Source organism: Pararhodobacter sp. SW119 (genome assembly GCF_017811755.1).
Lineage (GTDB): Bacteria > Pseudomonadota > Alphaproteobacteria > Rhodobacterales > Rhodobacteraceae > Pararhodobacter.
This window is the reverse complement of sequence record NZ_JADDJF010000024.1, coordinates 27,736-52,557: the sequence shown is the minus strand read 5'-3', so window position 1 is coordinate 52,557 and position 24,822 is coordinate 27,736. Positions and strand designations below refer to the sequence as shown.

Below are 24,822 nucleotides of genomic sequence, written 5' to 3'. Positions count from 1 at the left end.
AAGGGGTTTTCGCCGAAATCGCGCCAGGCGCTGCCAGACCCCGCAAGACTTTTTTAACCCGCCCTTGCAAGACTCCGTTAACCCGCCTCAGCGCGCCAGCAAACGCATCCCCCGGCCCAGCCCGTCCAGCGTCATCGGGACCATCCGATCCTCAAGAATCTCGCGAATCATGGCGATCGACTGGGTGTGCGGCCAGTACCCCTCGGGCGTCGGATTGATCCACAGATGGTCCGGCCACTGCGCCCGCGCCCGCGCCAGCCAGGTCGCGCCGGACTCTTCGTTCCAGTGCTCGTTGGCGCCGCCCACATAGGCGATCTCGTAGGGCGACATCGACGCATCGCCCACGAAAATGCACTTGTAATCAGACCCATAGGTGCGCAGCACCTCCCAAGTCGGGGTCCGCTCGGACCAGCGCCGCGCGTTGTTCTTCCACACGAATTCATAAAGGCAGTTGTGGAAGTAATAGTGCTCCAGATGCTTGAACTCGATCCGCGCGGCGCTGAACAATTCCTCCACCACCCGCACATGCGCATCCATCGACCCGCCGATGTCCAGCAGCAGCAGCACCTTCACCGCGTTGCGCCGCTCCGGCCGCGTCTTGACGTCCAGATACCCATGCTCCGCCGTTGCCCGGATCGTCCCGTCCAGGTCCAGCTCCTCCGCCGCCCCCTCCCGCGCCCACCGCCGCAGCCGCTTCAACGCCACCTTGATGTTGCGCGTCCCCAGCTCCACGCTGTCGTCAAGGTCACGAAACTCCCTTTTGTCCCAGACCTTTACCGCGCGCCCGTGCCGCCCCTCCTTCTGCCCGATGCGCACACCCTCGGGGTTGTAGCCATAGGCGCCGAAGGGCGAGGTGCCCCCCGTCCCGATCCATTTGCTGCCGCCCTGATGCCGGCCCTTCTGTTCCTCCAGCCGCTTCTTCAGCGTCTCCATCAGCTTCTCGAACCCACCCAGCGCCTCGATCTTCGCGCGCTCCTCCGGGCTCAGGTTCTTTTCCATCATCTTTTCCAGCCACTCTGCCGGCAGGTCCAGCACCTCGACGACCGCGGCCGGATCGATGGCATCCAACCCCTTGAAACTGGCCGCGAACGCCCGGTCGAAGCGGTCGATGTGGCGCTCGTCCTTCACCATCGTCGTCCGCGCGAGATAGTAGAATCCCTCGGCATCGAACTGCGCCAACCCCGCCTGCAGCGCCTCCAGAAAGCCCAGGTATTCGCGCAGGCTGACCGGCACGGCGTGCTTGCGAAGGTTGTCGTAGAAGGGCAGGAACATCAGATCATCCGTTCGATCGCGATCGTGGCGACAACCCCGGCCAACGCCCCGACGATACCGCCGACCGCGGCGTATTGCAGCATGTCCAGCCGATTGCCCTTGCGTCGCCGCGCGCTCAACGCGCCCCAGATCGCGCCCCCGACAAGGCCAGCGATGATGATCATGCCTGACTACCCTTTGCGTTCTGCCCGGATCACTCGACCGCCGCCAACCTGCGCGAGAAGGCGCCCAGCCGCACCACCTCGTCCAGCCGCGCCTGCACCGCGGCCGGCGAGCCGAACCCATACCGCGCCGCGGGCAGGGAGTCGATGCGCAGGCGGGCCGCGCGCGTCGCCTCGCCGCGCTGCTCCAGCGCCTCGGCCTGAAGAAACGCAAGCGACGCCTGAAAGGCGGCGTTCTCGGTCCGGTTCGCGTAGGGCCGGGCCCGTTCGGTCAGCGTGACGACAAGGTCGTACTGACCCGCCGCCAGCGCCTGCACGGCCATGTGCATGTCGACATGGGCGGCATGAACCTCGCCGCCCGGCAATCTACGATAGATTTCCCCGGCCGCCAGAAGCGCCGAGAACGCGGCGTTGCCCTCATCGCGCGTGGCTAGACGCGCCGCCAGAAACAGGCTGAGCGCCAGGCGAGGTCCGCGCCAGCCCTCGCCTCCGGCAATCTGCACCGCCCGCTGTGACGCGGCGCGGCGCTGCGCCGTGCTGGCGCCCGCGCCCAGCGTTGTCTCGATCGCCTCGATCCAGTCGCGGGGGGTGGGTCCGGGGTCGGGTGCTCCGGGCCGTCGTCCCGCCGGGTTCAATCGGTCAAGGATCGCCGGCAGGCGCGCGGCAACTGCTTCGGGCGCCATGCCGGGGGCCAGTTCCGGCGCGTGCCACGCCCTCAGGATCAGCATGTCGAACCCGGTCAGGGTGGTCTGGAAATTGTCGTCGTTGAAGACGCTGTCGGGCAGACGATAAAGGTCATTGAGCGGCCCCAGCGCCTGTGCGACCTCCTCGTGCAGGCAGTCGCGGATCTCCTGCGGCGTCGTGTCGATCGGAATGAAGACAGCCGTCTGACGGCGTTGCGCGACGCGCGTCCAGTCGATGCTCGGGCTGCGCCGGTTGGCGGTGAACTCGGACCATGACGTGACGTTGGGGACCACGAAACAGGCCGCGTTCGGCACGGCCCGGCGCATCTCGTTCTGGGTCAGAAATTCGATCGCGAGGGTGTTCTGCCCCGGCTCGGTTCGATTGCCCGGTGCGCGCGCGATGTCGATGCCCGCTTCGTTGCGCAGACGGGCGATCAGGCGGTCGAGGTCGATCTGCGCGCGCGCCGGTACGCTTCCGTTCAGAACAACCAGAACCGGCCCCTCATAGCGCGAGAATTGCGGGATCGGGCGCCCGCTTTCCATCCGGAACCCGAGTTCCATGAAATCACGCACCATGTCCCTGTTCGCTCGCGCCGCCGGCAGTGCGCGCGGTGCGCCCGGATCGAAGATCTGCGCCACTGGCAGCGGCGAGACGGCGTCGTTGAGCCGGGCAGCGTCCTGCGGAACGGCACAGGCGCTCATCAGAAGCGCGGCAAGGGCCAGCGCGCGCGCTCTCATGCGGCCGCTCGATGAACAAGCGATTGGAGCGCGTTGTCGTACTCGGCCAACCCGCCGTTCGGGGCTTCCGACAGCGCCCGTCGCCAGGCGCGCGCGCCCGGACGGCCGGAAAAAAGCCCCAGCATATGGCGTGTGACAGCACCCAGCCGCCCCCCCTGGGAAAGGTGACGGGCGATATAGGGCCGCATTGCCAGCGCCGCGTCGGTGGGCGTGATATCCCTGTCCGCCAAGCCATGGATGCGCCGGTCCGCGCCTAGCAGGATCGCGGCCGGATGATGGTACGCGGCGCGCCCGACCATCACGCCGTCCAATCCCTCACGCAGGAAATCCATTGCCTGATCAAGCGTCTCGATGCCGCCGTTGATGCAGATCGAAAGGTCGGGGAAAGCACGCTTCATTGCCAGAACCAGCCCATGGTCCAGCGGCGGAACCTCGCGGTTTTCCTTCGGCGAAAGGCCCTGCAGCCAGGCCTTGCGGGCATGGATGATCACGCGCCTGACCCCGGCGGATCGCAGCATGTCTAGGAATCGCGGCAGCACTTCCTCGGGGATCTGGTCATCGACGCCGATGCGGCATTTGACCGTGATTTCGGCGTGGCTGGCGGCGGACATCTCGCTTACGCAGTCCACGACGCGCTCAGGCTCGCGCATCAGCATCGCCCCGAAACAGCCCGATTGCACCCGGTCGGACGGGCAGCCGACATTCAGGTTCACCTCGGCATACCCTTCTTCGGCACCGATCCGGGCCGCCTGCGCCAGTTCCGCCGCGTCGGATCCGCCGAGTTGCAGCGCCAGCGGCTGCTCGGCCGGATCGTACGCCAGAAGATGCCGGGCCCCGCCGCGGATCAGTGCCGCCGATGTGACCATTTCGGTATAGAGCAGCGTCCGCCCGCTCAGTTGCCGGTGAAAATAGCGGCAATGCCGGTCGGTCCAGTCCATCATCGGGGCCACGGAAAGCCGTGATGCGAGTTCTACATTTGATTTCATAAACTTAGATAGCCATTCAAGTTGTAAGCCACTGAGCGGATTTCCTGTGATTCTCCCCGATTTCCGGCGATTTCCGGTGGTTTTCAGAGTTCACTTGCTACCGAGTAGCAGACCCCGCCGCGTCTTCCACCCACCAGCACGAGCCCTGCCAGCGTCACGCTCAGACACCGAATCCGAACCCCTCGACCCTAATCGATCGAGCGATTTCCTGCCAGATCGGAACGACACAAGCTTCTGGGTGATGATCACGTCTGGAAATACCGTGACTAGGGTCAGGACCTGTTGTTTCGCTTGAGGCCGCTGGGCGTGCGTGATTCAATCTCCCCGAGCGGACGGAGGTGATGATGAGCAATCTTTTCTGGCTGACCGAGGAGCAGATGGCGCGGCTGAAACCGTCTACCTGAAAGTGCATCGCACGGCCTCGAGCCTGCGGGCGAAATAGCGGGGCCTGACGGTCAACGCGGGCGTCTGATCGGGTGGACGAAGGGCGGGCTGAACACGAAGCCACACGCCGTCACGGATGCGAAAGGTCGGCCGTTGCGGTTCTTCATGACGTCGGGCCAGGTCAGCGACGACACCGGCGCGGCAGCCCTGTTGAGCAGCCTGCCTGCCACTGAATGGCTGCTCGCGGACCGTGGATCTGATGCCGACTGGTTCCGAGACGCGTTGAAGGTCAAGCGGATACGATCCCTGCCAATTCCCTACCGCACCGTTCGGAACTGCCATACGTTTGCCATATGCTTGCCAGCCCCTTGCCATACGCCCGCCAGCACCCTGCCGGTGGGTAATTTGGGCCCTACTGCACGTCCGAAAACGCCGCCTGCAGCCGCTCCACCGCTTCCTTCACCCGCGCCCGCGGCGTCGCGATGTTGAAGCGCTGGAACCCAGCGCCGCCCTTTCCGAAGGTCTCGCCGTGGTTCGCCGCGATCCGCGCCGCGCCCTCGATCCGGCGGCGGATTTCGGCCTCCTCCATGCCCAGGGCGCGGAAATCCACCCATTCCAGATAGGTCGCCTGCAGGGGCGTGACCTTCACGCCGGGGATCGCGCGCAACCCCTCCTCGAAGATCCGCCGGTTGCCGTCCAGATAGGCACAAAGCGCGTCGACCCAGGCGGCGCCTTCGAGGCTGTAGGCGGCGCGCGCCATCTCGATGCCGAAGGAGTTCGCCGAAATACCCAGCGCGGCCAATGTGTTGGCGAACCGCTTGCGCAGCACCTCGTCGGCGATGATGACATTGCCGGTATGCCCGCCGGCCAGATTGAAGGTTTTCGTCGTGGCCGACATCATCACCAGCCGGTCCATGATCTCGGGCGCCGCATTGGCCATGACGGTGTGCCGGTGGCCCGGCATCACCAGGTCGTGGTGGATCTCGTCCGAGACCAGGATCAGGTCGTGCCGGCGCGCGAAATCGGCCAGGCCGCGCAACTCCTTCGCCGCCCACACCTGCCCGCCGGGGTTGTGCGGCGAGCAGAGGATCACCATCTTCTCGCGCCCGGTCATCTGCGCGTCATAGGCGTCGAAATCCATGGTCATCCGCCCGTCGCGTTCGACCAGCGGGCATTCCACCACCTCCCGCCCCGCCGCCCGGATCACCCGGAAGAAGGCGTGATAGACCGGCGTGAACATCACGATCCCGTCGCCGGGCTCTGTAAATGCCTGCAATGTCAGGCCGGTACCGTTGACCAGCCCGTGCGTGGTAAAGACCCAATCGGGCTGGATCTGCCAGTCGTGGCGGGTCTGCATCCACCAGCCGATCGCGTCGAGATAGGCGCGGTCGTCGCCGTAGTAGCCGAAGATCCCGTTCCCGATCATCCGCTCCAGCGCGTGGCGCACGGCCTGGGGCGGGCGGAAATCCATGTCGGCCACCCACATCGGGATGCCGTCGCGCGCGCTCACGCCATAGCGGGCCTCCATCTGGTCCCACTTGCCCGAATGGGTGCCCCTGCGCTCGATCACCTCGTCGAAACTCGTGCTCATGTCGTCGAAACTCATCGGTGCCCCCGTTCGCATCATGGCTGCACATTTGCCGCTCCGCGCCGCCGGCGCAACCCCCGCCACCCGTTGCGCAACCCCGGGCCATCGCCTAAATGCCTGCCATGACCCTTCGCCCGATCCTGATCCATCCCGACCCGCGCCTGAAGACCGTCACCAAGCCGGTCGAGCGCATCACGCCCGAAATCGGCCGCCTGGCCGATGACATGCTGGCGACGATGTACGACGCGCCGGGCATCGGGCTGGCCGCGCCGCAGGTCGGTGTGCTGACCCGCCTTTTCGTGATGGATTGCGTGAAGGAAGAGGACGCGAAGCCACGCCCGATGGTCCTGATCAACCCCGAGATCACCTGGAAATCGGAGGACACCGCGACCTACGAGGAAGGCTGCCTCTCCATCCCCGAACACTACGCCGAGGTGACCCGACCGGAAAAGGTGCGGATGCGCTGGACCGCGCTGGACGGTACAGTGCAGGAGGAGGAGTTCGAGGGGCTGTGGGCCACCTGCGCGCAACATGAACTGGATCATCTGAACGGCCGGCTCTTCATCGACTACCTCGGCCCGATCAAGCGCCAGATCATCACCCGCCGGATGCAAAAGCTCAAGCGCGAAAAGGCGCGAGCCTGAGGCATGGCGATCCTGCCCATCCTGCGTTTTCCCGACCCACGCCTGCGCCGCGTTGCGATTCCAATTGCGGCGATCACGGACGAAACGCGCACCCTTGCCAACGACATGCTGGAGACGATGTACGCCGCGCCGGGCCGCGGCTTGGCCGGGCCGCAGGTGGGCGTGATGCTGCGGCTGTTCGTCATCGACGTGACCTGGAAGGAAGGCACGCGCAGCCCCCGCGTCTTCCTCAACCCCGAGATCATCGAGGCCTCCGAAGTCGAGTGGACCGGGATCGAAGGCTGCCTTTCCATCCCCGGCGTGCCGGCCAGCGTCGCCCGGCCGGCCGAGGTCACGCTGCGCTGGAGCGATCTGGACGGGCTGCACCGCACCGAACGCCTGTCCGGCGCCGAGGCGATCTGCGCGCAGCATGAACTGGACCATCTGAACGGCCGGCTGATCATCGACCTGATGGATGAGGACGCACGCGCCGCCGCCGCCACGACGCTGCGCGAGATGGCGCTGGCATGAAGGTCGTCTTCATGGGCACGCCCGATTTCGCCGTCCCGGCGCTGGAGGCGCTCGCCGCCGCGCATGAGGTTCTGGCCGTCTATTGCCAGCCGCCGCGCCCCGCAGGACGGGGCAAGAAGGCCCGCCCCACCCCCGTGCAGGCGCGGGCCGAGGTGCTGGGGCTGGCGGTGCGCCACCCGGCGCGCCTGAAGGGCGCCGACGAACAGGCCGCCTTCGCCGCGCTCGGCGCCGATGTCGCGGTGGTCGCGGCCTATGGACTGATCCTGCCGCAGCCCGTGCTGGACGCGCCAAGCTATGGCTGCCTCAACATTCACGCCTCGCTTCTGCCGCGCTGGCGGGGTGCTGCGCCGATTCATCGCGCGATCATGGCGGGCGATGCCGAGACGGGCATCTCGATCATGCAGATGGAGGCCGGGCTCGACACGGGCCCGGTCCTGCTGTCCGAGGCAACGCCAATCGGGCCCGATGACACCACCGGCACCCTCCACGACCGTCTGGCGGTGATCGGCGCGACGCTGATCCTCGCGGCGCTCGCCCGGCTGCCCGACCTGACCCCGCAACCCCAGCCCGAGGCAGGCGTGACCTACGCCGCCAAGATCGACAAGTCCGAGGCGCACATCGACTGGACCCGGCCCGCCGAGGCTGTCGCCCGCCAGATCCGCGGCCTATCGCCCTATCCGGGCGCATGGTGCGACACGCCCGCTGGCCGGCTGAAGCTTCTGAACGCCCGCGCCGTCGCCGGGCAGGGGCGTCCGGGCGAGGTCCTTTCCGGCCTCACCATCGCCTGCGGGACCGGTGCCGTCGCCATCACCGAGGCGCAGCGCGCCGGCGGTCGTCCGATGCAGGCGGCCGAGTTGTTGCGCGGCCTCGACCTGCCGCCCGGAACACGCCTCGCCTGAGCCCGCCGCCGACCGGCAACCGGGGCCCGGTACGCTTCGGCGCGGTGCGTCTGGCCCGTTTACACAGGTTGAAATCCGGTTAAGATTTTTTCTCTTTTCTAGGTGTTTCAATGACTTGCTGCCTCTGCGCAATTTGCGCAGCGGCGCGATTCAACCCCTTGCTCACCCTTCCGGTGCATCCAGAAAGACCCGCACCGCCTCGGCAAATTCCTTCGACTTCTCGGCATGCAGCCAGTGTCCCGCGCCGGGGATGCGCGCGAAACGGGCGCTCGGAAACAGCGCCCGGATGACGCCGCGATGCTCGGCCCGCACGTAGTCCGACTCGGCCCCCGCCAGAAACAGGGTCGGGCCGTCGAACGGGGGCAGGTCACCGGCTTCCGGCCAGCCGATGATCCGGTCCATCTCGGCCGCCAGCACGTCAAGGTTCAGGCGCCAGCGCGGCGGGTCGGCCTTCAGGTCGAGCGATTGCAGGAAGAAGGCGCGCAGGCCCGGGTCATCGACCGTCTCGGCCAGCCGCCTGTCGGCCTCGGCGCGGCTTGTCAGGCCTTCCAGCCGCAGGCCCCGCATCGCCGCGATATGCTGGCTCTGGCTGTGCCCGTAGCCCACCGGCGCGATATCCGCGATGACCAGCCTCCGCACCAGCTCCGGCCGCTCCAACGCCAGCCGCATCGCCGCCTTGCCGCCCATCGAATGGCCCAGCACATCCACCGGCCCGCCTTCGGCCTCGATCACCTCGGCCAGATCGCCCGCCATGTAGGGATAGTCATGGCTGTCGGCGTGCGGGCTCTCGCCATGATTTCGCATGTCGACCGCCAGAACCGGACCACGCGCCGACAGCCGCTTCGCCACCGCCCCCCAGTTCCGGGCGGAGCCGAACAGCCCGTGGACGATAAGCAACGCGGGCGCGCCCCCATCGCTTTCCTGTCGCAGGATATTCAACATGGGTTCTCCGGCTCAGCTCTGGGCGACGATGCCATGAACCGCAAACGGCCCCGGGCGACGCAATGGACGAGGACCCGCAGGCCTAAAGCGCCGCACTCAAAGCCTAGGGTACACCGGAAACCGGTCGCAGAGCGCCTGCACTTTCGTGCGTACACCCGCTTCGACCTCCGCATTGCCGTCCTCGCCATTGGCCGCCAACCCATCGACAACCTCGACGATCCAGTCGGCGATCTGCCGAAACTCAGCTTCGCCAAAACCGCGAGTTGTGCCCGCCGGGGTGCCCAATCGCACGCCCGAGGTCACCATGGGCTTCTCCGGGTCGAAGGGAATGCCGTTCTTGTTGCAGGTGATATGCGCGCGCCCCAGCGCCTTCTCGGTGGCATTGCCCTTCACGCCTTTGGGACGCAGGTCGACCAGCATCACATGCGTGTCAGTGCCGCCGGTGACGATGTCGAGCCCCCCACGCGCCAACTGTTCGGCCAGCGCCTGCGCGTTCTTCACCACCTGCGCCTGGTAGGTCTTGAACTCCGGGCGCAGCGCCTCGCCGAATGCGACGGCCTTGGCGGCGATGACATGCATCAGCGGTCCGCCCTGGATGCCCGGAAAGATCGCCGAGTTGAATTTCTTCGCCAGCGCCTCGTCATCGGTCAGGATCATCCCGCCACGTGGCCCGCGCAGGGTCTTGTGGGTCGTCGTCGTCGCCACATGCGCGTGCGGAAAGGGCGAGGGATGCACGCCCGCCGCCACCAGCCCGGCGAAATGCGCCATGTCGACCATCAGCCACGCGCCCACCGAATCGGCGATCTCGCGGAAACGCGCGAAGTCGATCACCCGCGGGATGGCCGATCCCCCGGCAATGATCAGCTTGGGCTTATGCTCTTCCGCCAACGCCGCAACCTGATCGTAGTCTATCCTGCAATCCTGTTGCCGGACGCCGTAGTGAACCGCGTGGAACCATTTTCCCGACTGGTTTGGCGCCGCCCCGTGCGTCAGGTGGCCGCCCGAAGCCAGGTCCATGGCCAGAAACGTATCGCCCGGTTTCAGAAGCGCTGTGAACACCCCCTGGTTCGCCTGACTGCCCGAGTTTGGCTGCACGTTGGCGAAACCGACGCCGAAAAGCTGGCAGGCCCTTTCGATCGCCAGGTTCTCGGCGATATCCACATACTGGCAGCCGCCGTAATAGCGACGGCCCGGGTAGCCCTCGGCATACTTGTTGGTCATCACCGAGCCTTGCGCTTCCAGCACGGCGCGGCTGACCATATTTTCGGAGGCGATCAGTTCGATTTCGTCCCGCTGGCGGCCCAATTCCTTGCGGATCGCGTCGAATAGTTCTGCATCGCGCGTCTCCAGAGGCTCCGAGAAGAAGCCGGAATCGCGTGCGGTATCCTGGATGTTCATGTCGCTCTCCCGCGCCGGGTTGGGGTTGGCAGATATCTAGCGCAACCGGCAGGTGTCTGAAAGCGCCGAAAGCGCCGCATTCTTGGCCGCAAGCGAAGTCAGGTCCAATACGGTCCTTGCCAATAGCCCCTCCACCACCATGATGTCACCCCCAAGGCAGGAGGCAGAGTTGGCATCGACGGACGCGGACAAACCGAAGGCGATCGCATTTCTGGCAGGCAGCAGCGACGAAGCGCAGGAGGCACGAACGACGCTGGCCGCCCGGTATGGCGAGGTGCCCCTCGAGAAGGCGCAGGTAATCGTGGCGCTCGGCGGGGACGGCTTCATGCTGGAAGCGTTGCACAAGACCCAGGCGCTGGGGGTCCCGGTTTACGGAATGAATCGCGGGACCGTCGGGTTTCTGATGAACGCGTATGCCACCGACAACCTGCCCGAGCGACTGGAAAACGCCGAGGAAGCGGTGCTCAACCCGCTCTTCATGCGCGCGACCACGGTTGAAGGTGCCGTGCATGAGGCGCTTGCAATCAACGAGGTTTCCCTGCTGCGCCAAGGTCCACAGGCGGCGCGCCTCAGGATCAGTGTCGACGGACGGGTGCGACTGGACGAACTGGTCTGCGACGGGGCCTTGCTGGCAACACCAGCCGGTTCGACAGCCTACAACTACTCTGCCCACGGGCCGATCCTGCCAATAGGGTCCGACGTGCTGGCGTTGACAGCGATGGCAGCCTTCCGCCCGAGGCGCTGGCGGGGGGCCTTGTTGCCCAAGACAGCCCGGGTTCGGATCGAGGTGATCAATCCCGCGAAACGGCCCGTGATGGCCGATGCCGATGCGCAATCGGTGCGCGATGTTGCGGTCGTCGATATCCGATCGGAACCAGAGGTTCGGCACCGTCTGCTTTTCGACCCTGGCCACGGGCTGGAAGAACGATTGATCCGAGAACAGTTTGTATGAGGTGCGTTAGTGACCTTGCGTCCACGGACGCCGTCCAGCTATCGCTTTTGCTTCCATCCAGACAAGACCTGCGGGGCTGTGATACGCGGCCAGTGCGCCTGTCCGGGAGAGCCTGCCGGGGTCGAGCAACCGACAGTCGCCGGGGGCATGCTTGGGCAATTCGACGTTCGCCACCACGTTGATCCCGTCAGCGCAGATCGCGTTCAGCGCGTCCGGAGAACGGGTTCCGGTCAGACTCACCCAGGTTTCCCCTCCGATCACGATGCGCCTGCCGCCCTCGACATCGTCGAAAGCGGGCCGGGCAGCCGCCTCGGACTGCTCGGCCGCGTCGCCGTCGGCTTCGAGCCAGTTTCGGGCGATGAAGCCGTCGCCACGCGGCCGGCTGAGTGCGCGCCCCGAGGGGGTCATCACGCCGATCAGCCCGCCGGATTCCGCGATCAGGACCGCGGGGCGCTCGGCCTGGGTCCAACCGCCCATCGCCGTCAACGCGACAAGCGCCCCCACCAGACGTGTTCGTCCGGGCCACAGGATAAGCCACAGCATCCCCAGCGCGACCGTGGGCAACACCCATCCCGGCGGCGCCTGTAGCGGACGCACCGCGCCCTCAAGCCCCCCGACCCAGTGCGCGACGGCCAGGATCCAGCGCGTGCCCATTTCCATCATCCACAAGCCCGGACCTTCAAGGCCTAAAGGCCAGAGCGCGGCGGCCAACACCGCGCCGGGCATGACCACAGTCCCCATCAGCGGCATCGACAGCAGGTTTGCGAGGAGTCCGTATTCCGCCATCCGGTGGAAATGCGCTGCCGCCACCGGCGCGGTCGCCATCCCCGCCACAAGGGAACAGAGCGCGATGGAACCGAGACCGAGCAGCCAGCGCGGTAATCGCCGCCGCTCTGCGCCTCGGGCCTGGGCAGCCAGCATCCGGGCGCGTTGCCTGCGGATTGTCTGAAAAACCGCGACCAGCGCGACCGTAGCCGCAAATGACATCTGGAAGCCCGGCGAGAGCAATGCTTCTGGTCGCCAGAGAAGGATCAGGATAGCGGCCAGAGCGACAGATCTGAGCGACAGCGCACGGCGATCCAGCAGCACCGCACCAAGCATGACCGCGGCCATCACGAAGGCGCGCTGCGTCGCCACGTTTCCCCCCGAGAGGACAAGATAGAAACTTGCCGCCGCCAGAGCGCCGACGGCGGCAATCTTGCGGATGGGGAGGCGGAGCGCGATGATCGGAAAAAGTGCCATCGCTCCGCGTAGCGCGCCGTAGACGACGCCGGTCAGTAGCCCCATGTGAAGCCCCGAAATTGCCAGCACATGAGCGAGGTTTGATCGGCGAAGCGCTTCGGTTGTCTCCAGCCCCACACCCGAACGGTCGCCGGTGAGAATGGCTGCAACGAAACCGCCCGACTCGCCGGCAATCCGGTCGCGCAGCCCCGCGCTCATGTGCATGCGCAGCCTGGTGATGGCGAGCGCCCAGTCGTCCGCGGGCGCCTCCAGCGCCAGGACAGGTGTGCGGGTGTATCCCACGCCGCCGAGACGATCGAACCAGGCCAGCCGCCGGAAATCGAAGCCGCCAGGTTCGACCGGGCCACCGGGCGGTGAAAGGTGCGCGGTCATGATGACGCGCATCCCCGGCATTGGGTCGATATCGAGCGGACCTTCAGCCGCGCGACCATGCAGGGACACGCGCACCCTTTCTGGGCTGCGATCCGGCTCCAGATTATCCAGGACAACCTGGTCCAGCGCCAAGCGCATCGCATCCGAACCTGAGCGGTCGATGGTCACAATGCGTCCCTCTACGGGGCCGTAGTAGCGCCACTCCAGAACAGGCGCGGTAACTGCATGCGACCGCCATCCCGCAACACAGGTACCGGCGCCAACCAAGGCCAGCGCCAAGGCGACCGGGCGCAGGGCCTCGGGGCCGCGCCAAGCGGAAAGGGACAGTCCGCCACACGTCGTTGCAAGCGCAAGCCATTGGTTGAACGAAGGTTCTGCCCTTAGCGCAAAATAGAGCCCGATTCCAAGTCCCAGGAAAACCGGTACGAAGGGGAAAAGTTGTCCGCGCGCGGCGGCCAACGCGATCAGGGGCGTCGCCGCAATGGCAGTAGCGGCCCGCGCGAGCCAGATGCCCGCCGCGGGCCACGAGGGAGGTGCCTTGCTCAGCACACTTGTTCTCGCCTGCGTGATTGCCTAGTGCTGAGGCAGCCTAGCCGCGTAATGGTTTCCAGAAAGTTAACGGTAACCGAAAGGTAAAGAAAATATGTCGGGGCCTGTCGTCACCCGTTTCGCGCCGTCACCCACTGGGTTCCTTCATATCGGCGGGGCCCGGACCGCGCTTTTCAACTGGCTTTACGCGCGCGGCAGGGGCGGCAAGTTTCTGCTGCGGATCGAGGATACCGACCGTGCGCGCTCCACCCCGGAGGCGACTGCGGCTATCCTGTCGGGATTGAAATGGCTGGGGCTTGACTGGGATGGCGAGGCGATCAGTCAGTTCGCCCGCGCCGACCGGCATGCCGAGGTCGCGCGCGCGATGCTGGCGGCGGGACATGCCTATCGCTGCTACGCCACGCAGGAGGAGATCGAGGCGTTCCGCGAGGCCGCGCGCGTCGAGGGCCGTTCGTCCCTTTATGTCAGTCCCTGGCGCGACGCCGACCCGTCGACAGCGCCCGACAGGCCCCATGTGATCCGGCTTAAGGCGCCGCGCGAGGGTGAGACGGTGATCGAGGATTCGGTGCAGGGGCGGGTGGTCTTTCGCAACGAGCAACTGGACGACATGGTGCTGTTACGCGCCGATGGGACACCGACCTACATGTTGGCCGTCGTCGTGGACGATCGCGACATGGGAATCACGCATGTCATCCGGGGAGACGATCACCTGAACAACGCCGCGCGACAGGCCCAGATCTACCGTGCGATGGGCTGGAAGGAGCCGCAGTGGGCGCATATCCCGCTGATCCACGGTCCCGATGGCAAGAAGCTGTCGAAGCGCCATGGCGCTTTGGGCATCGAGGAGTATCAGCGCATGGGCTACCCCGCCGCCGCGCTGCGCAACTATCTGGCGCGATTGGGCTGGAGCCATGGTGATGCCGAGTTCTTCACCGACGTCGAGGCGAGGGAATGGTTCGATCTGGGCGGCATCAACCGGGCACCGTCGCGGCTGGATCTGAAGAAGCTGGATCACCTGACGGGGCTGCATTTTTCCGCGATGGAGAATGCTGCGGTGCTGCAAGAACTGGAAGCGTACCTGGCTGCGACGGGGGCGCCGGCGCTGACCGAGGTCCAGCGTCCGGCGTTGTTGAAGGCCATCCCGGTGCTGAAAGACGGTGCGAAGAGTTACGGACAAATACTTGAAAGGGCGCACTTTATCCTGACGCAGCGCCCGCTTTCTCCGGATGCGAAAGCGGCTGCATCGCTGGATTCAGTATCCCATAGTATACTGTCAGAATTGACGCCGCATCTGCAAAATGCTAGCTGGGAACGCGACAGGCTCGAAGCACTCGTAACCGAATGCGCTGCTGCGCGCGGGATGGGCCTCGGCAAACTGGCCCAGCCATTGCGGGCTGCCCTTGCCGGGCGCATGGTTTCGCCAAGCGTTTTCGACATGATGCTGATTCTGGGACGCGACGAGACACTGGCGCGACTGGCCGATGCAAGGGCCGGAGGCGACAAGACGGAAGGGTCCGGCGCGCCGGACAGCTGAACAACACCGCAAGGCGAGGGAAAGCGATGGCGAAAACCACTGGAACTGCGAAGCTCTCTTTCGGCGACAAGACGCTGGAAATGCCAATGTATTCGCCTTCGGCAGGGCCGGACGTCATCGACATCCGCAAGCTCTATGCAGAAGGCGATGTCTTCACGTTCGATCCCGGCTTCACCTCAACCGCCGCCTGCGAAAGCTCGATCACCTACATAGACGGCGACAAGGGCGAATTGCTTTATCGCGGCTACCCGATCGAGCAACTGGCTGAGAAGTCGCATTTCCTGGAAGTCTGCTATCTGCTTCTCTACGGCGAATTGCCCGATGCTCAGCAGATTCATGACTTCGAGACTCGTGTGACCCGTCACACGATGGTGCATGAACAGATGCACAACTTCTTCCGCGGGTTTCGGCGTGACGCGCACCCGATGGCGACGATGGTCGGCGTGGTCGGCGCGATGTCGGCCTTCTATCACGACTCGACCGACATCAATGATCCCTGGCAGCGCGAGGTCGCCGCGATACGGCTTCTGGCGAAGGTGCCGACGATCGCGGCGATGGCCTACAAGTATTCCATCGGCCAGCCCTTCGTCTACCCGCGCAACTCGCTCGATTATGCCGGGAATTTTCTGAACATGTGCTTTTCGGTTCCGGCGGAAGACTATGTGGTCGATCCGATCCTGGCCAAGGCCATGGACCGGATCATGATGCTGCACGCCGATCACGAGCAGAACGCCTCGACATCCACCGTAAGGCTGGCGGGTTCATCCGGGGCCAATCCCTTCGCCTGCATAGCGGCCGGCATTGCCTGCCTCTGGGGGCCGGCGCATGGCGGGGCGAACCAGGCCTGCCTGGAAATGCTGCGCGAGATCGGCTCGGTCGACCGGATCCCAGAGTATATTAAACGCGCCAAGGACAAGGATGACTCCTTCCGCCTGATGGGTTTCGGCCACCGGGTTTACAAGAACTTCGACCCGCGCGCGAAGGTGATGAAGGAAAGCGCCGATGAGGTGCTGGGCCTGCTGGGAATCGAGAACAACGAGACGCTGGCCGTCGCCAAGGAACTGGAGCGGATCGCGCTGGAGGATGAGTATTTCGTTTCCAAGAAGCTTTATCCCAACGTCGACTTCTATTCGGGCATCATACTCGAGGCGATGGGATTCCCGACCTCGATGTTCACGCCGATCTTCGCGCTGAGCCGGACCGTTGGCTGGATTTCGCAGTGGAAGGAAATGATCGGCGATCCGCAGCAGAAGATCGGCCGGCCACGCCAGTTGTACGTCGGCGAGGCGCGGCGTGACTACGCTGAGGTCGAGGATCGCTGAACGCAGCACTCTGGGTTCCAAGAATTGAGGGGCGTGGCTGGGAAAGAGTACCCGCCGCGCCCCTTTCTGCTTTGCCTGACTGTAGGCTTGGATGCCGGCATGCTGTCCAGCGGTGGACTCGCGGCTGGCCATCGGCGATACCGGCGACGAGGGAAGCGCAGGGCGGGCCATGGCTGAGGATTCATCGATGCGTGATGCGGGGCAGGGGATGCGCCGGCTGGCCGAGATCATGCGCCGCCTGCGCGCGCCCGAGGGGGGGTGCCCCTGGGATCTGGAGCAGGATTTCCACACCATTGCGCCCTACACGATCGAGGAGGCCTACGAGGTCGCAGACGCGATTGCGCGGCGGGACTGGGCGGCGCTGAAGGGCGAGTTGGGCGATCTGCTGTTTCAGTCGGTCTATCACGCGCAAATGGCTGAGGAGGCGGGGCATTTCGATCTGGCAGAGGTTATTGAGGCGATTTCGGAGAAGATGATTGCGCGGCATCCGCATGTGTTTGGGGATGGGGAGATGCGCAGTGCGGCGGGGCAGACCGAGGCTTGGGAGGCGCAGAAGGCGGCGGAGCGGGCGGCGCGGGCGCAGGGGGGCGTGCTGGACGATGTGCCGCTGGCGCTGCCGGGTCTGACGCGCGCGGTCAAGCTGCAGAAACGCGCGGCGCGGGTGGGGTTCGACTGGCCTGACGCGGCGCAGGTGGTCGACAAGATTGCCGAGGAGGCGGGCGAACTGGTGGCTGCGCGCGATCAGCTTGGACCCGCGGAAGTCGCTGAAGAATATGGAGATTTGCTGTTCGTCATGGCCAATCTCGCGCGCCATCTCGGCGTCGATCCGGAGGCGGCGCTGCGGGGCGCGAACGAGAAGTTTGCGCGCCGGTTCCGGGCCATCGAGGCGGCGCTGGGGGCGCAGGGTCGGCGGCCGGAGGACAGCTCGCTGGAGGAGATGGACGGGCTTTGGGATGCCGCCAAGCGGGCCGAAAAGGGGGGGTGAAACCAACCGGATTTCGCCCCATGGGGCCCGCCAGCAGGGTGCTGGCAGGCGTATGGCAAGGGGCTGGCAAGCGTATGGCAAGCGTATGGCAGTAACGAACGGTCCGCTTATCATATGGAAAGGGGCTTCGGGCAGTCTGTCCCGATCCGTCGTGCGACGTGACCTGAAGCCCAGCTCTCAGCCGCCCGCCGCTGGCGCAAGGGTGCCGGTCAGGGCGGCGGGACGGGCGGCGGTCGCCGCATCCCCGCCGGTCCCGGCCAGCACCGGCCAGAGGGAGGCGACGAGAACCAGCGCCATCGCACGGTTGAAGACCCGCAGCCGCGCGGGCTGCGCCAGCAGGCGGCGGGCGCTGAGCCCGAGCACCGTCCAGACCGAGACGCAGGGCAGGTTGACCAGCCCGAACACCCCCGCCACCCAGAGGACGGCGACCACTTCCTGCCCCGGCGCATAGAGCGCGACCGCGCCCAGGGCCATCGTCCAGGCCTTGGGGTTGACCCATTGAAAGGCCGCGGCCTGCAGGAAAGTCAGCGGCGTGCCCCGCGCCTGGGGATCGGAGGCGGGCGGCGCGGCATGGGCGATCTTCCACGCCAGCCACAGCAGGTAGACCACCGACACCGTCTGCAATATCCAGCGCGCCGGCGGCCAGGCCACGAAGACCCCGGCGAGCCCGATGCCCACCAGCGCGACCATCACCGTGAAGCCGATCCCGATGCCCAGCATGTGCGGGAGGGTCCGGCGAAAGCCGAAGTTCACCCCCGAGGCGAGCAGCATCAGGTTGTTCGGCCCCGGCGTGATGGACGAGACGAAGGCAAACGCAACGAGCGCGAGAAAGAGGTCGGCGGACATGCGGCGGACTCCGGTTGGCGCGCAAAGATTAGGGCGAAGCGGGCGCAATCGGGTTGCAAAGGTTGTGGCTATAGATGATGAAATGCAATTCATGAGCGACATGGACCAGATAAGCGAGCGGATATTGCGCATCCTCGCGCGCGAGGGGCGGATCCCGAACCTGGAGCTGGCAGAGCGCGTAGGCCTGTCGCCCTCGGCCTGCCTACGGCGCGTGCAGGACCTGGAGCGTCGCGGCGTGATCGCCGGCTACCGCGCGGTGATCGACCGTGAGAAGCTGGGGATCGGGTTTGTCGCCTATGTCACCGTGGGCCTCTCGATCCATACCAAGACCGCGCAGGAGGATTTCGAACGCGCCATGCGCCTGGCGCCGCAGGTGCGCGAATGCCACAACATCACCGGCGCGGTCGAATACCTGCTGAGGGTCGAGGTCGCGGACCTTGTCGCCTACAAGCATTTCCACACCGAGGTGCTGGGCACGCTGGCGCAGGTTTCTGCGCTGACCAGCTACGTGGTGATGGGGTCGCCCAAGGACGAGCGCGCCTGAACGGGGTTCCGTTCGCCCCGCATTCCTGCGCATATGCTGCAACTGCAAAGAGGGCGTCATGGGCGGGTTTGAGCGGTATCTCTCGGTCTGGGTGGCGATCTGCATCGTTGCGGGCGTGGTGCTGGGCAACCTGATGCCCGGCGTCTTCGGGGTTCTGGCGGGGCTGGAATATGCCTCGGTCAACCTGATCGTCGCGGTGCTGATCTGGGCGATGGTCTATCCGATGATGGTGGCGGTGGATTTCACCGCGCTGCGCCGCGTGGGCGAGCGCCCGAAGGGGCTGGTGATCACCGTCGTCGTGAACTGGCTGATCAAGCCCTTCACCATGGCCGCGCTTGGGGTGCTTTTCTTTCACTACGTCTTTGCCGGCTGGATCGACCCGACCGATGCGGGCCAGTACATCGCCGGGCTGATCCTGCTGGGCGCGGCCCCCTGCACGGCGATGGTCTTCGTGTGGTCGAACCTGACGCGGGGCGATCCGAACTACACGCTCGTGCAGGTCTCGCTCAACGACGTGATCATGATCTTTGCCTTCGCGCCGATCGTTGCGCTGCTGCTGGGGCTGACCGATCTGTCGGTGCCGTGGGAGACGCTGGTGCTGTCGGTCGTCCTCTATGTCGTCATTCCGCTGATCGCCGGCGCGCTGACGCGCGCGGCGCTGACCCGGCGGGGCGGTGAGGCCGCGGTGTCGGCCTTTACCGCGCGGATCAAGCCCGTCTCGATCGCCGGGCTTCTGCTGACGGTGGTGCTGCTTTTCGGGTTTCAGGGGCATGTGATCCTGGAAAGCCCGCTTCTGATCCTGCTGCTGGCGACGCCGATCCTGATCCAGTCCTATGGGATCTTCGCGCTGGCCTATGGGTGGGCCTGGGCCTGGCGCGTGCCGCACAACGTCGCCGCCCCCTGCGCGCTGATCGGCACGTCGAACTTCTTCGAACTGGCGGTCGCGGTCGCCATCGGGCTTTTCGGCCTGAATTCGGGCGCGGCGCTGGTGACGGTGGTGGGTGTGCTGGTCGAGGTGCCGGTGATGCTGTCGCTGGTGGCCTTTGCCAACCGCACGCGCGGGCGCTTTCCGGCCAGCTGACGGCATGGACGCGCCGGGGGCGCTGCGCTATCAGGCGGACAAAGCAGCACCGAGGCGCGCATGTCCGCATCCGAGACCCCGATTCCAATGATTTCCGAAGCCTCGGGCCCGCTGTCGGGCGTGGCCGAGGTGCCGGGCGACAAGTCGATCAGCCACCGGGCGCTGATCCTGGGCGCACTGGCGGTGGGCGAGACGCGGATCACCGGGTTGCTGGAGGGACAGGACGTGCTGGACACGGCCGCGGCGATGCGGGCGTTCGGGGCCACCGTCACCCGCCATGGCCCCGGCGACTGGACGGTGGCCGGCGTCGGCGTCGGCGGCTTTGCCGAGCCGGACCGGGTGATCGACTGCGGCAATTCCGGCACCGGTGTGCGCCTGATCATGGGGGCGATGGCGACGACCCCGATCGCCGCGACCTTCACCGGCGACGCGAGCCTGAACCGCCGGCCGATGGGACGCGTGACCGATCCGCTGGCGCTGTTCGGCGCGCGGGCCTGGGGGCGGGCTGGGGGGCGGTTGCCGATGACCGTGGTCGGCGCGGCCGATCCGGTGCCGGTGCGTTATGCGCTACCGGTGCCCTCGGCGCAGGTGAAATCGGCGGTGCTGCTGGCGGGGCTGAACGCGCCGGGCCAGACCGTGGTGATCGAGCCCGAAGCGACGCGCGATCATACCGAGCGGATGCTGCGCGGCTTCGGCGCCGAGGTCACGGTCGCCGACGGGCCCGAGGGGCGGGTGATCACCCTGACCGGCCAGCCCGAGTTGCGCCCGCAGGCGGTGGCGGTGCCGCGCGATCCGTCCTCGGCCGCGTTTCCGGTCTGCGCGGCGCTGCTGGTCCCGGGGTCCGAGATCACCGTGCCCGGCGTCAGCCAGAACCCGACGCGCAACGGGTTGTTCACCACGCTGGTCGAGATGGGCGCCGACCTGGTCTTCGAGAACCCGCGCGAGGAAGGCGGCGAACCCGTGGCCGACCTGCGCGTGCGCCATAGCGGGGCGCTGCGCGGGATCGAGACGCCGGCGGCGCGCGCGGCGAGCATGATCGACGAGTTTCCGGTGCTGGCGGTGGTGGCCGCTTGTGCCGAAGGGTCGACGGTCATGCGCGGCGTCAAGGAATTGCGCGTCAAGGAAAGCGACCGGATCGACGCGATGGCGCGCGGGCTGGAAGCCTGCGGCGTGACGGTCGAGGAGGATGCCGACACGCTGATCGTCCACGGCAGGGGCGCGGGCGGCGTGCCGGGCGGCGCGACGGTCGAAAGCCGGCTCGACCACCGGATCGCCATGGCGTTTCTGGTCCTCGGGCTGGCGGCGAAGGCGGCGATCCGCGTCGATGACGGCGGCCCCATCGCCACCTCGTTTCCCGTCTTCGAGCCGCTGATGCAGGGGCTCGGCGCCGCGATCCGGCGCGAGGGATAGGGCGGTGCGGGGCGGCGTTCGGTCGGGCGTGGCGCAGGCACCGGGGCGCGGGGCGCACCGGTCCGCGGCAGTGTGGCGTCGATGAGGTTCACAGTCGCCATCGACGGGCCGGCGGCGGCGGGCAAGGGTACCATCGCCCGTGCGGTCGCCGCGCATTTCGGCTTCGCGCATCTCGATACCGGGCTGCTTTACCGGGCGGTCGGCATCAAGGGCGGCGATCCGGTTGCCGCCGCCCGCGCCCTGACGCTGAACGATCTGCAGCGGGACGACCTGCGCAGCCTTGCCGCGGGCGAGGCGGCGAGCCGCGTCGCGGCCCTGCCCGAGGTGCGGCGGGCGCTGGTCGCGTTCCAGCGCGAATTCGCGCGGCGGGAAGGCGGCGCGGTGCTGGATGGGCGGGATATCGGCACCGTCATCTGCCCGGCTGCCGAGGTGAAGCTGTTCGTCACCGCCAGTTCGGAAATCCGTGCCCGCCGGCGCTGGCTGGAGGCGGGTGGCGCCGCTGCGCCGGAGAGCCTGGAGGAGGTTCTGGAGCAGGTCAGGTCCCGCGATGCCCGCGACATGGGGCGTGCCGACGCCCCGTTGCGGCCGGCGACGGACGCGATCATCCTGGACACGTCAGAGCTGAGCATCGAGGCCGCGGTCAGGCGCGCCATCGAGCGGGTCGCCGCGCGCCTGTCCCGGCGCTGAAGCCTTCGCGCCGGGCCCTGCGCCATGTCTGGCCCTGCCGGGTGGTCCTGTCCGTCGCGGCAGGGCACAATCGGCGGCCGCGGGCCGCCGGCGGGCGAGGGTCCCTTGATGGGGCCCGAGCCCGCGCCGCCCGAACCGAGAACGGCGCGCGACGCCATGAGGCGCGGGTTTCAATCCGGTTAATAGAAAAACTCTTTGCCTTACTTATCAGGGTCTTGCACCGATGTGCACGCGTGCACACGCCCCTGGAATCGTAGGCCTGCGCGCCCTGGCGCCGATCAGCGGGCGGTGTCGGTCGGCCCTGGCGGGCGGTCGCGGCGATGCGCGTCAAGGTCGCGTGCGGCCTTGTCGGTGCGGGCCTGGCTCAGCGCTTTCTCGGCCTTGCTGCGGCCGTGCAGGGCGGCGTTCGCGTCGCCCGCGGCGCGGGCCTCGGCGCGCGCGGCCTGCTTGCGGCGCTGGCGCAGGTTGACGACCCGACCCGTCATCCGCCCCGGCGCATCCCTATCGCGCCCAGCCCGGCCAGCCCGGCCAGCAGGAGCCATGCCGCCGCCGGGAGCGGGATCGGCGCGACCAGCGTTCGCACTTCGTCGGCGAGCGCGGCGTGAACGCGGCCGGCGGGATGAATAAGGTCGAAGAAGGCGCGTTGCCCAGGGTCATCGCAGAGCATTGGGGTTGGGGTTGTGACGAAGCAGGGTTCGAGCGAGGTGATGCCGAACTCATCGGGTGATTCGAGCAGGGCGTCGAAGAGCCCGGCCAGGTCGAATCTGCGCAGGTTCAGCCCGTCGACACTGCCCGCCGCAAGCCGCGCGTTGAACGTGTCCGTGACGAGCGTCGCGAGGGGCGCGCCTGCGGTCCCGAGGTAGTTCGGCGTCCGGCCGAGATCGGGCAGGTTGAAAAGCACCAGATCGCGAATTCCCGCCGGGACAAGGAGCGAAAGCCGGGACAGAAGCTGTTCGGCGACGGCGTTGGCAGAGAGAACTGCGTTCGCAACCGCGATGGGGATCTCGGTCCCGTCCCCGATTTGCCTGCCCGCCTCCGATATGATGCGGAAAGCATCGTTCGATCCGAGCCAGGCCAGAGCCACCGAGCGCTCGGGGATGCCGCCCAGGGCCTCCAACTCGAAAAGGGCGAGCTGGTCATCGAGGTGGATGGGCAGCTGCGTGGTCAGATCGGTCGGGTCCACGGGCGGTCTGACCACCTGGGCGGTGGCAAAGGCGTAGTTTCGGAAGGGCAGGCCCCTCGCTGCGAAGTCGCTGGCCAGATATTCCGCCCAGACCGGACCGTCCGAGACACGCCCCTGAAAATAGGGAAAACCTGGCTGACCGGTGCCGGTCAGCGCTTCGGTCAGAGCGAAGAGGTTGCCTGGATCGCTCAGGCTGTCGCCGAAGACGAAGGCCGCCTCGTAACGAACCGGCTCGGCCGTGACCGGTTGTGCCTGGATTGACAGGACACCGAAACCCACGGCGGCGCTGACGACCATTCCAAGAAATTGAGACTTCATCTCACCCCCCCTTGGCTAACCGGCCTTTATCATACCTCTGGAAGGCGATCGGACCAAAGAAATTCTGGCCGACCGGCAGTTTTCCAGTCGCTCGGGTAGGGCGGTGAGGACAGGGGGCTCAGTCCCTGGGGCCGATCATGTCCTCGGGCCGAACGATGCGGTCGAAAGTCTCGCCGTCGACGAAGCCCAGGGCGATGGCTTCCTCGCGCAGCGTGGTGCCGTTCTTGTGCGCGGTCTTGGCGACCTTGGTGGCGTTGTCGTAGCCGATGGTGGGGGCCAGCGCCGTGACCAGCATCAGCGATTCCTTCATCAGCTTCTCGATCCGCGCGGTGTTTGCTTGCGTGCCGACGACCATGTTGTCGGTGAAGCTGGCGGCCGCATCGCCCAGAAGCTGCATGGATTGCAGGACGTTATAGCTCATCATCGGGTTGTAGACGTTGAGTTCGAAATGGCCCTGGCTGCCGGCAAAGCCGACGGCGGCGTCATTGCCCATGACATGCGCGCAGGCCATGGTCAGCGCCTCGGCCTGGGTCGGGTTGACCTTGCCGGGCATGATCGACGACCCGGGCTCGTTTTCCGGCAGGATCAGCTCGCCCAGGCCCGAGCGCGGGCCGGAGCCGAGAAGCCGCATGTCGTTGGCGATCTTGAAGAGGCTTGCGGCCACGGTCTTCAGCGCGCCCGAGAACATGACCATCGCGTCATGCGCGGCGAGTGCTTCGAACTTGTTGGGCGCGGTGACGAAGGGCAGGTCGGTGATGGCGGCGATCTCGGCCGCGACCTTCTCGGCGAAGCCCTTGCGGGTATTTAGGCCGGTGCCGACCGCGGTGCCGCCCTGGGCCAGTTCATGGATGTCGGGCAGGCAGGCCTTCACCCGCTCGATCCCCTTGGCGACCTGATGCGCGTAGCCGCCGAATTCCTGGCCCAGTGTCAGGGGTGTGGCGTCCTGCGTGTGGGTGCGGCCGATCTTGATGATGTCCTTGAATTCCTCGGACTTGGCGGCCAGCGCGGCGTGCAGCTTTTCCAGCCCCGGCAGCAGCACGTCGCGGGCCTGCATGGCGATGGCGACATGCATCGCGGTGGGGAAGGTGTCGTTCGACGACTGACCCATGTTGCAGTGGTCGTTCGGGTGCACGGGTTTCTTCGATCCCATCTGCCCGCCCATGATCTCGATCGCGCGGTTGGCGATGACCTCGTTGGCGTTCATGTTCGACTGCGTGCCCGAGCCGGTCTGCCAGACGACCAGCGGGAAGTTGTCGTCGAACTTGCCGTCGATCACCTCTTGTGCGGCGGCGGTGATCGCCTGTGCCAGGTCGCCGTCCAGGTCGCCGAAGGACTTGTTGACCTCGGCGCAGGCCTTCTTGATGACGCCGAGCGCGCGGATGATCGGCACCGGCTGACGCTCCCAGCCGATGGGGAAGTTCTGGATGGATCGCTGCGTTTGCGCGCCCCAGTACTTGTCGGCGGGAACCTCGAGCGGGCCGAAGCTGTCGGTCTCGGTGCGGGTGGCGGTCATCTGCGTCTCCTCGATGGTTCGGCTTCTCCTAGGGGGCTGGCGGGGGAAAATCAATCGCGCGCGGGGAGGAAGGGGCGTT

The 24,822-nt window shown here is 66.6% G+C and carries 23 protein-coding genes and 1 pseudogene; 12 read left to right on the top strand and 12 right to left on the bottom strand.

Features of this window, described 5'->3' with window-relative positions; all coding sequences use genetic code 11:
* Positions 1-87: 87 nt before the first annotated feature.
* Genes IM708_RS13725 through dusA form a run of 4 tightly spaced genes read right to left on the bottom strand, consistent with a single transcriptional unit; the run spans position 88 to position 3,840 of the window.
* On the bottom strand, positions 88-1,272 hold the full coding sequence (locus tag IM708_RS13725) for a VWA domain-containing protein (protein WP_209427137.1): 1,185 nt from the start codon (positions 1,270-1,272) through the stop codon (positions 88-90).
* Positions 1,272-1,436: a hypothetical protein gene (locus tag IM708_RS13720; RefSeq protein WP_209427136.1), complete on the bottom strand. Its 165-nt coding sequence runs from the start codon at positions 1,434-1,436 to the stop codon at positions 1,272-1,274. The genes IM708_RS13725 and IM708_RS13720 overlap by 1 nt, the downstream gene beginning before the upstream one ends.
* Positions 1,437-1,465: 29 nt before the next feature.
* The gene (locus IM708_RS13715) at positions 1,466-2,854 is read right to left on the bottom strand and encodes a DUF2927 domain-containing protein (RefSeq protein ID WP_209427135.1); all 1,389 of its coding nucleotides are present in this window, start codon (positions 2,852-2,854) and stop codon (positions 1,466-1,468) included.
* Entirely contained in the window at positions 2,851-3,840 is a 990-nt protein-coding gene (gene dusA, locus IM708_RS13710; protein WP_209427134.1) for a tRNA dihydrouridine(20/20a) synthase DusA, read from the bottom strand. Before dusA ends, IM708_RS13715 begins: the two co-directional genes overlap by 4 nt.
* A 397-nt stretch (positions 3,841-4,237) precedes the next feature.
* Between dusA and IM708_RS13705 the strand changes: the two are divergent.
* A pseudogene (locus IM708_RS13705) lies at positions 4,238-4,527 on the top strand (transposase); the annotation flags it as partial.
* 109 nt (positions 4,528-4,636) lie between these two features.
* On the opposite strand, the gene IM708_RS13700 reads toward IM708_RS13705, so the two are convergent.
* On the bottom strand, positions 4,637-5,830 hold the full coding sequence (locus tag IM708_RS13700) for a MalY/PatB family protein (protein ID WP_245243188.1): 1,194 nt from the start codon (positions 5,828-5,830) through the stop codon (positions 4,637-4,639).
* A 104-nt stretch (positions 5,831-5,934) separates the two neighbouring features.
* Between IM708_RS13700 and def (IM708_RS13695) the strand changes: the two genes are divergently transcribed.
* Genes def (IM708_RS13695) through fmt form a run of 3 tightly spaced genes read left to right on the top strand, consistent with a single transcriptional unit; the run spans position 5,935 to position 7,865 of the window.
* Positions 5,935-6,456: a peptide deformylase gene (def, locus tag IM708_RS13695; protein WP_209427133.1), complete on the top strand. Its 522-nt coding sequence runs from the start codon at positions 5,935-5,937 to the stop codon at positions 6,454-6,456.
* 3 nt (positions 6,457-6,459) lie between these two features.
* A complete protein-coding gene (gene def / locus IM708_RS13690) occupies positions 6,460-6,966 on the top strand; it encodes a peptide deformylase (protein ID WP_209427132.1) in 507 nt (168 codons plus the stop codon).
* The gene (gene fmt / locus IM708_RS13685; RefSeq protein ID WP_209427131.1) at positions 6,963-7,865 is read left to right on the top strand and encodes a methionyl-tRNA formyltransferase; all 903 of its coding nucleotides are present in this window, start codon (positions 6,963-6,965) and stop codon (positions 7,863-7,865) included. Before def (IM708_RS13690) ends, fmt begins: the two co-directional genes overlap by 4 nt.
* Before the next feature lie 162 nt (positions 7,866-8,027).
* Here fmt and IM708_RS13680 read toward each other — a convergent pair whose 3' ends face one another.
* Positions 8,028-8,807, bottom strand: a complete 780-nt coding sequence (locus IM708_RS13680; protein WP_209427130.1) for an alpha/beta fold hydrolase — start codon at positions 8,805-8,807, stop codon at positions 8,028-8,030.
* Positions 8,808-8,903: 96 nt separating this feature from the next.
* Positions 8,904-10,205, bottom strand: coding sequence for a serine hydroxymethyltransferase (gene glyA / locus IM708_RS13675; protein ID WP_209427129.1), 1,302 nt, complete (start codon positions 10,203-10,205; stop codon positions 8,904-8,906).
* 142 nt (positions 10,206-10,347) lie between these two features.
* On the opposite strand from glyA, the gene IM708_RS13670 reads away from it, so the two are divergent.
* Entirely contained in the window at positions 10,348-11,157 is an 810-nt protein-coding gene (locus IM708_RS13670; RefSeq protein WP_209427143.1) for an NAD kinase, read from the top strand.
* A 6-nt stretch (positions 11,158-11,163) separates the two neighbouring features.
* Here the strand turns inward: IM708_RS13670 and IM708_RS13665 are convergent, their stop codons facing one another.
* Positions 11,164-13,230 carry a ComEC/Rec2 family competence protein gene (locus IM708_RS13665; protein ID WP_245243192.1) on the bottom strand — a complete coding sequence of 689 codons (2,067 nt, stop codon included), beginning with the start codon at positions 13,228-13,230 and terminating at the stop codon, positions 11,164-11,166.
* Between the two features lie 184 nt (positions 13,231-13,414).
* On the opposite strand from IM708_RS13665, the gene gltX reads away from it, so the two are divergent.
* From gltX to mazG, 3 genes are all read left to right on the top strand, one after another.
* Positions 13,415-14,854 (top strand): glutamate--tRNA ligase, encoded by a 1,440-nt coding sequence (gene gltX, locus IM708_RS13660; protein ID WP_209427128.1) that lies wholly within the window; start codon positions 13,415-13,417, stop codon positions 14,852-14,854.
* Between the two features lie 26 nt (positions 14,855-14,880).
* A complete protein-coding gene (locus IM708_RS13655) occupies positions 14,881-16,176 on the top strand; it encodes a citrate synthase (RefSeq protein ID WP_209427127.1) in 1,296 nt (431 codons plus the stop codon).
* A 169-nt stretch (positions 16,177-16,345) separates the two neighbouring features.
* Positions 16,346-17,161 carry a nucleoside triphosphate pyrophosphohydrolase gene (mazG, locus tag IM708_RS13650; protein ID WP_209427126.1) on the top strand — a complete coding sequence of 272 codons (816 nt, stop codon included), beginning with the start codon at positions 16,346-16,348 and terminating at the stop codon, positions 17,159-17,161.
* Positions 17,162-17,338: 177 nt separating this feature from the next.
* On the opposite strand, the gene IM708_RS13645 is transcribed toward mazG, so the two are convergent.
* Positions 17,339-18,007: a LysE family translocator gene (locus tag IM708_RS13645; RefSeq protein WP_209427125.1), complete on the bottom strand. Its 669-nt coding sequence runs from the start codon at positions 18,005-18,007 to the stop codon at positions 17,339-17,341.
* Positions 18,008-18,098: 91 nt separating this feature from the next.
* Between IM708_RS13645 and IM708_RS13640 the strand changes: the two genes are divergently transcribed.
* The 4 genes from IM708_RS13640 (at position 18,099) to IM708_RS13625 (ending at position 21,729) form a co-directional block, all read left to right on the top strand.
* Complete coding sequence (locus IM708_RS13640) at positions 18,099-18,551, top strand: Lrp/AsnC family transcriptional regulator (protein WP_209427124.1); 453 nt, start codon at positions 18,099-18,101, stop codon at positions 18,549-18,551.
* Between the two features lie 58 nt (positions 18,552-18,609).
* Positions 18,610-19,632 carry an ACR3 family arsenite efflux transporter gene (arsB, locus tag IM708_RS13635; RefSeq protein WP_209427123.1) on the top strand — a complete coding sequence of 341 codons (1,023 nt, stop codon included), beginning with the start codon at positions 18,610-18,612 and terminating at the stop codon, positions 19,630-19,632.
* Positions 19,633-19,692: 60 nt separating this feature from the next.
* Positions 19,693-21,042, top strand: a complete 1,350-nt coding sequence (gene aroA, locus IM708_RS13630) for a 3-phosphoshikimate 1-carboxyvinyltransferase (RefSeq protein ID WP_209427122.1) — start codon at positions 19,693-19,695, stop codon at positions 21,040-21,042.
* A gap of 81 nt (positions 21,043-21,123) precedes the next feature.
* Positions 21,124-21,729, top strand: a complete 606-nt coding sequence (locus IM708_RS13625; RefSeq protein ID WP_209427121.1) for a d(CMP) kinase — start codon at positions 21,124-21,126, stop codon at positions 21,727-21,729.
* 278 nt (positions 21,730-22,007) lie between these two features.
* On the opposite strand, the gene IM708_RS13620 is transcribed toward IM708_RS13625, so the two are convergent.
* The 3 genes from IM708_RS13620 to fumC form a co-directional block, all read right to left on the bottom strand.
* Positions 22,008-22,214 carry a DUF4169 family protein gene (locus IM708_RS13620; protein WP_209427120.1) on the bottom strand — a complete coding sequence of 69 codons (207 nt, stop codon included), beginning with the start codon at positions 22,212-22,214 and terminating at the stop codon, positions 22,008-22,010.
* Complete coding sequence (locus tag IM708_RS21310) at positions 22,211-23,230, bottom strand: SGNH/GDSL hydrolase family protein (RefSeq protein WP_245243187.1); 1,020 nt, start codon at positions 23,228-23,230, stop codon at positions 22,211-22,213. The genes IM708_RS13620 and IM708_RS21310 overlap by 4 nt, the downstream gene beginning before the upstream one ends.
* 118 nt (positions 23,231-23,348) lie before the next feature.
* On the bottom strand, positions 23,349-24,743 hold the full coding sequence (gene fumC, locus IM708_RS13610) for a class II fumarate hydratase (protein WP_209427119.1): 1,395 nt from the start codon (positions 24,741-24,743) through the stop codon (positions 23,349-23,351).
* Positions 24,744-24,822: the final 79 nt, after the last annotated feature.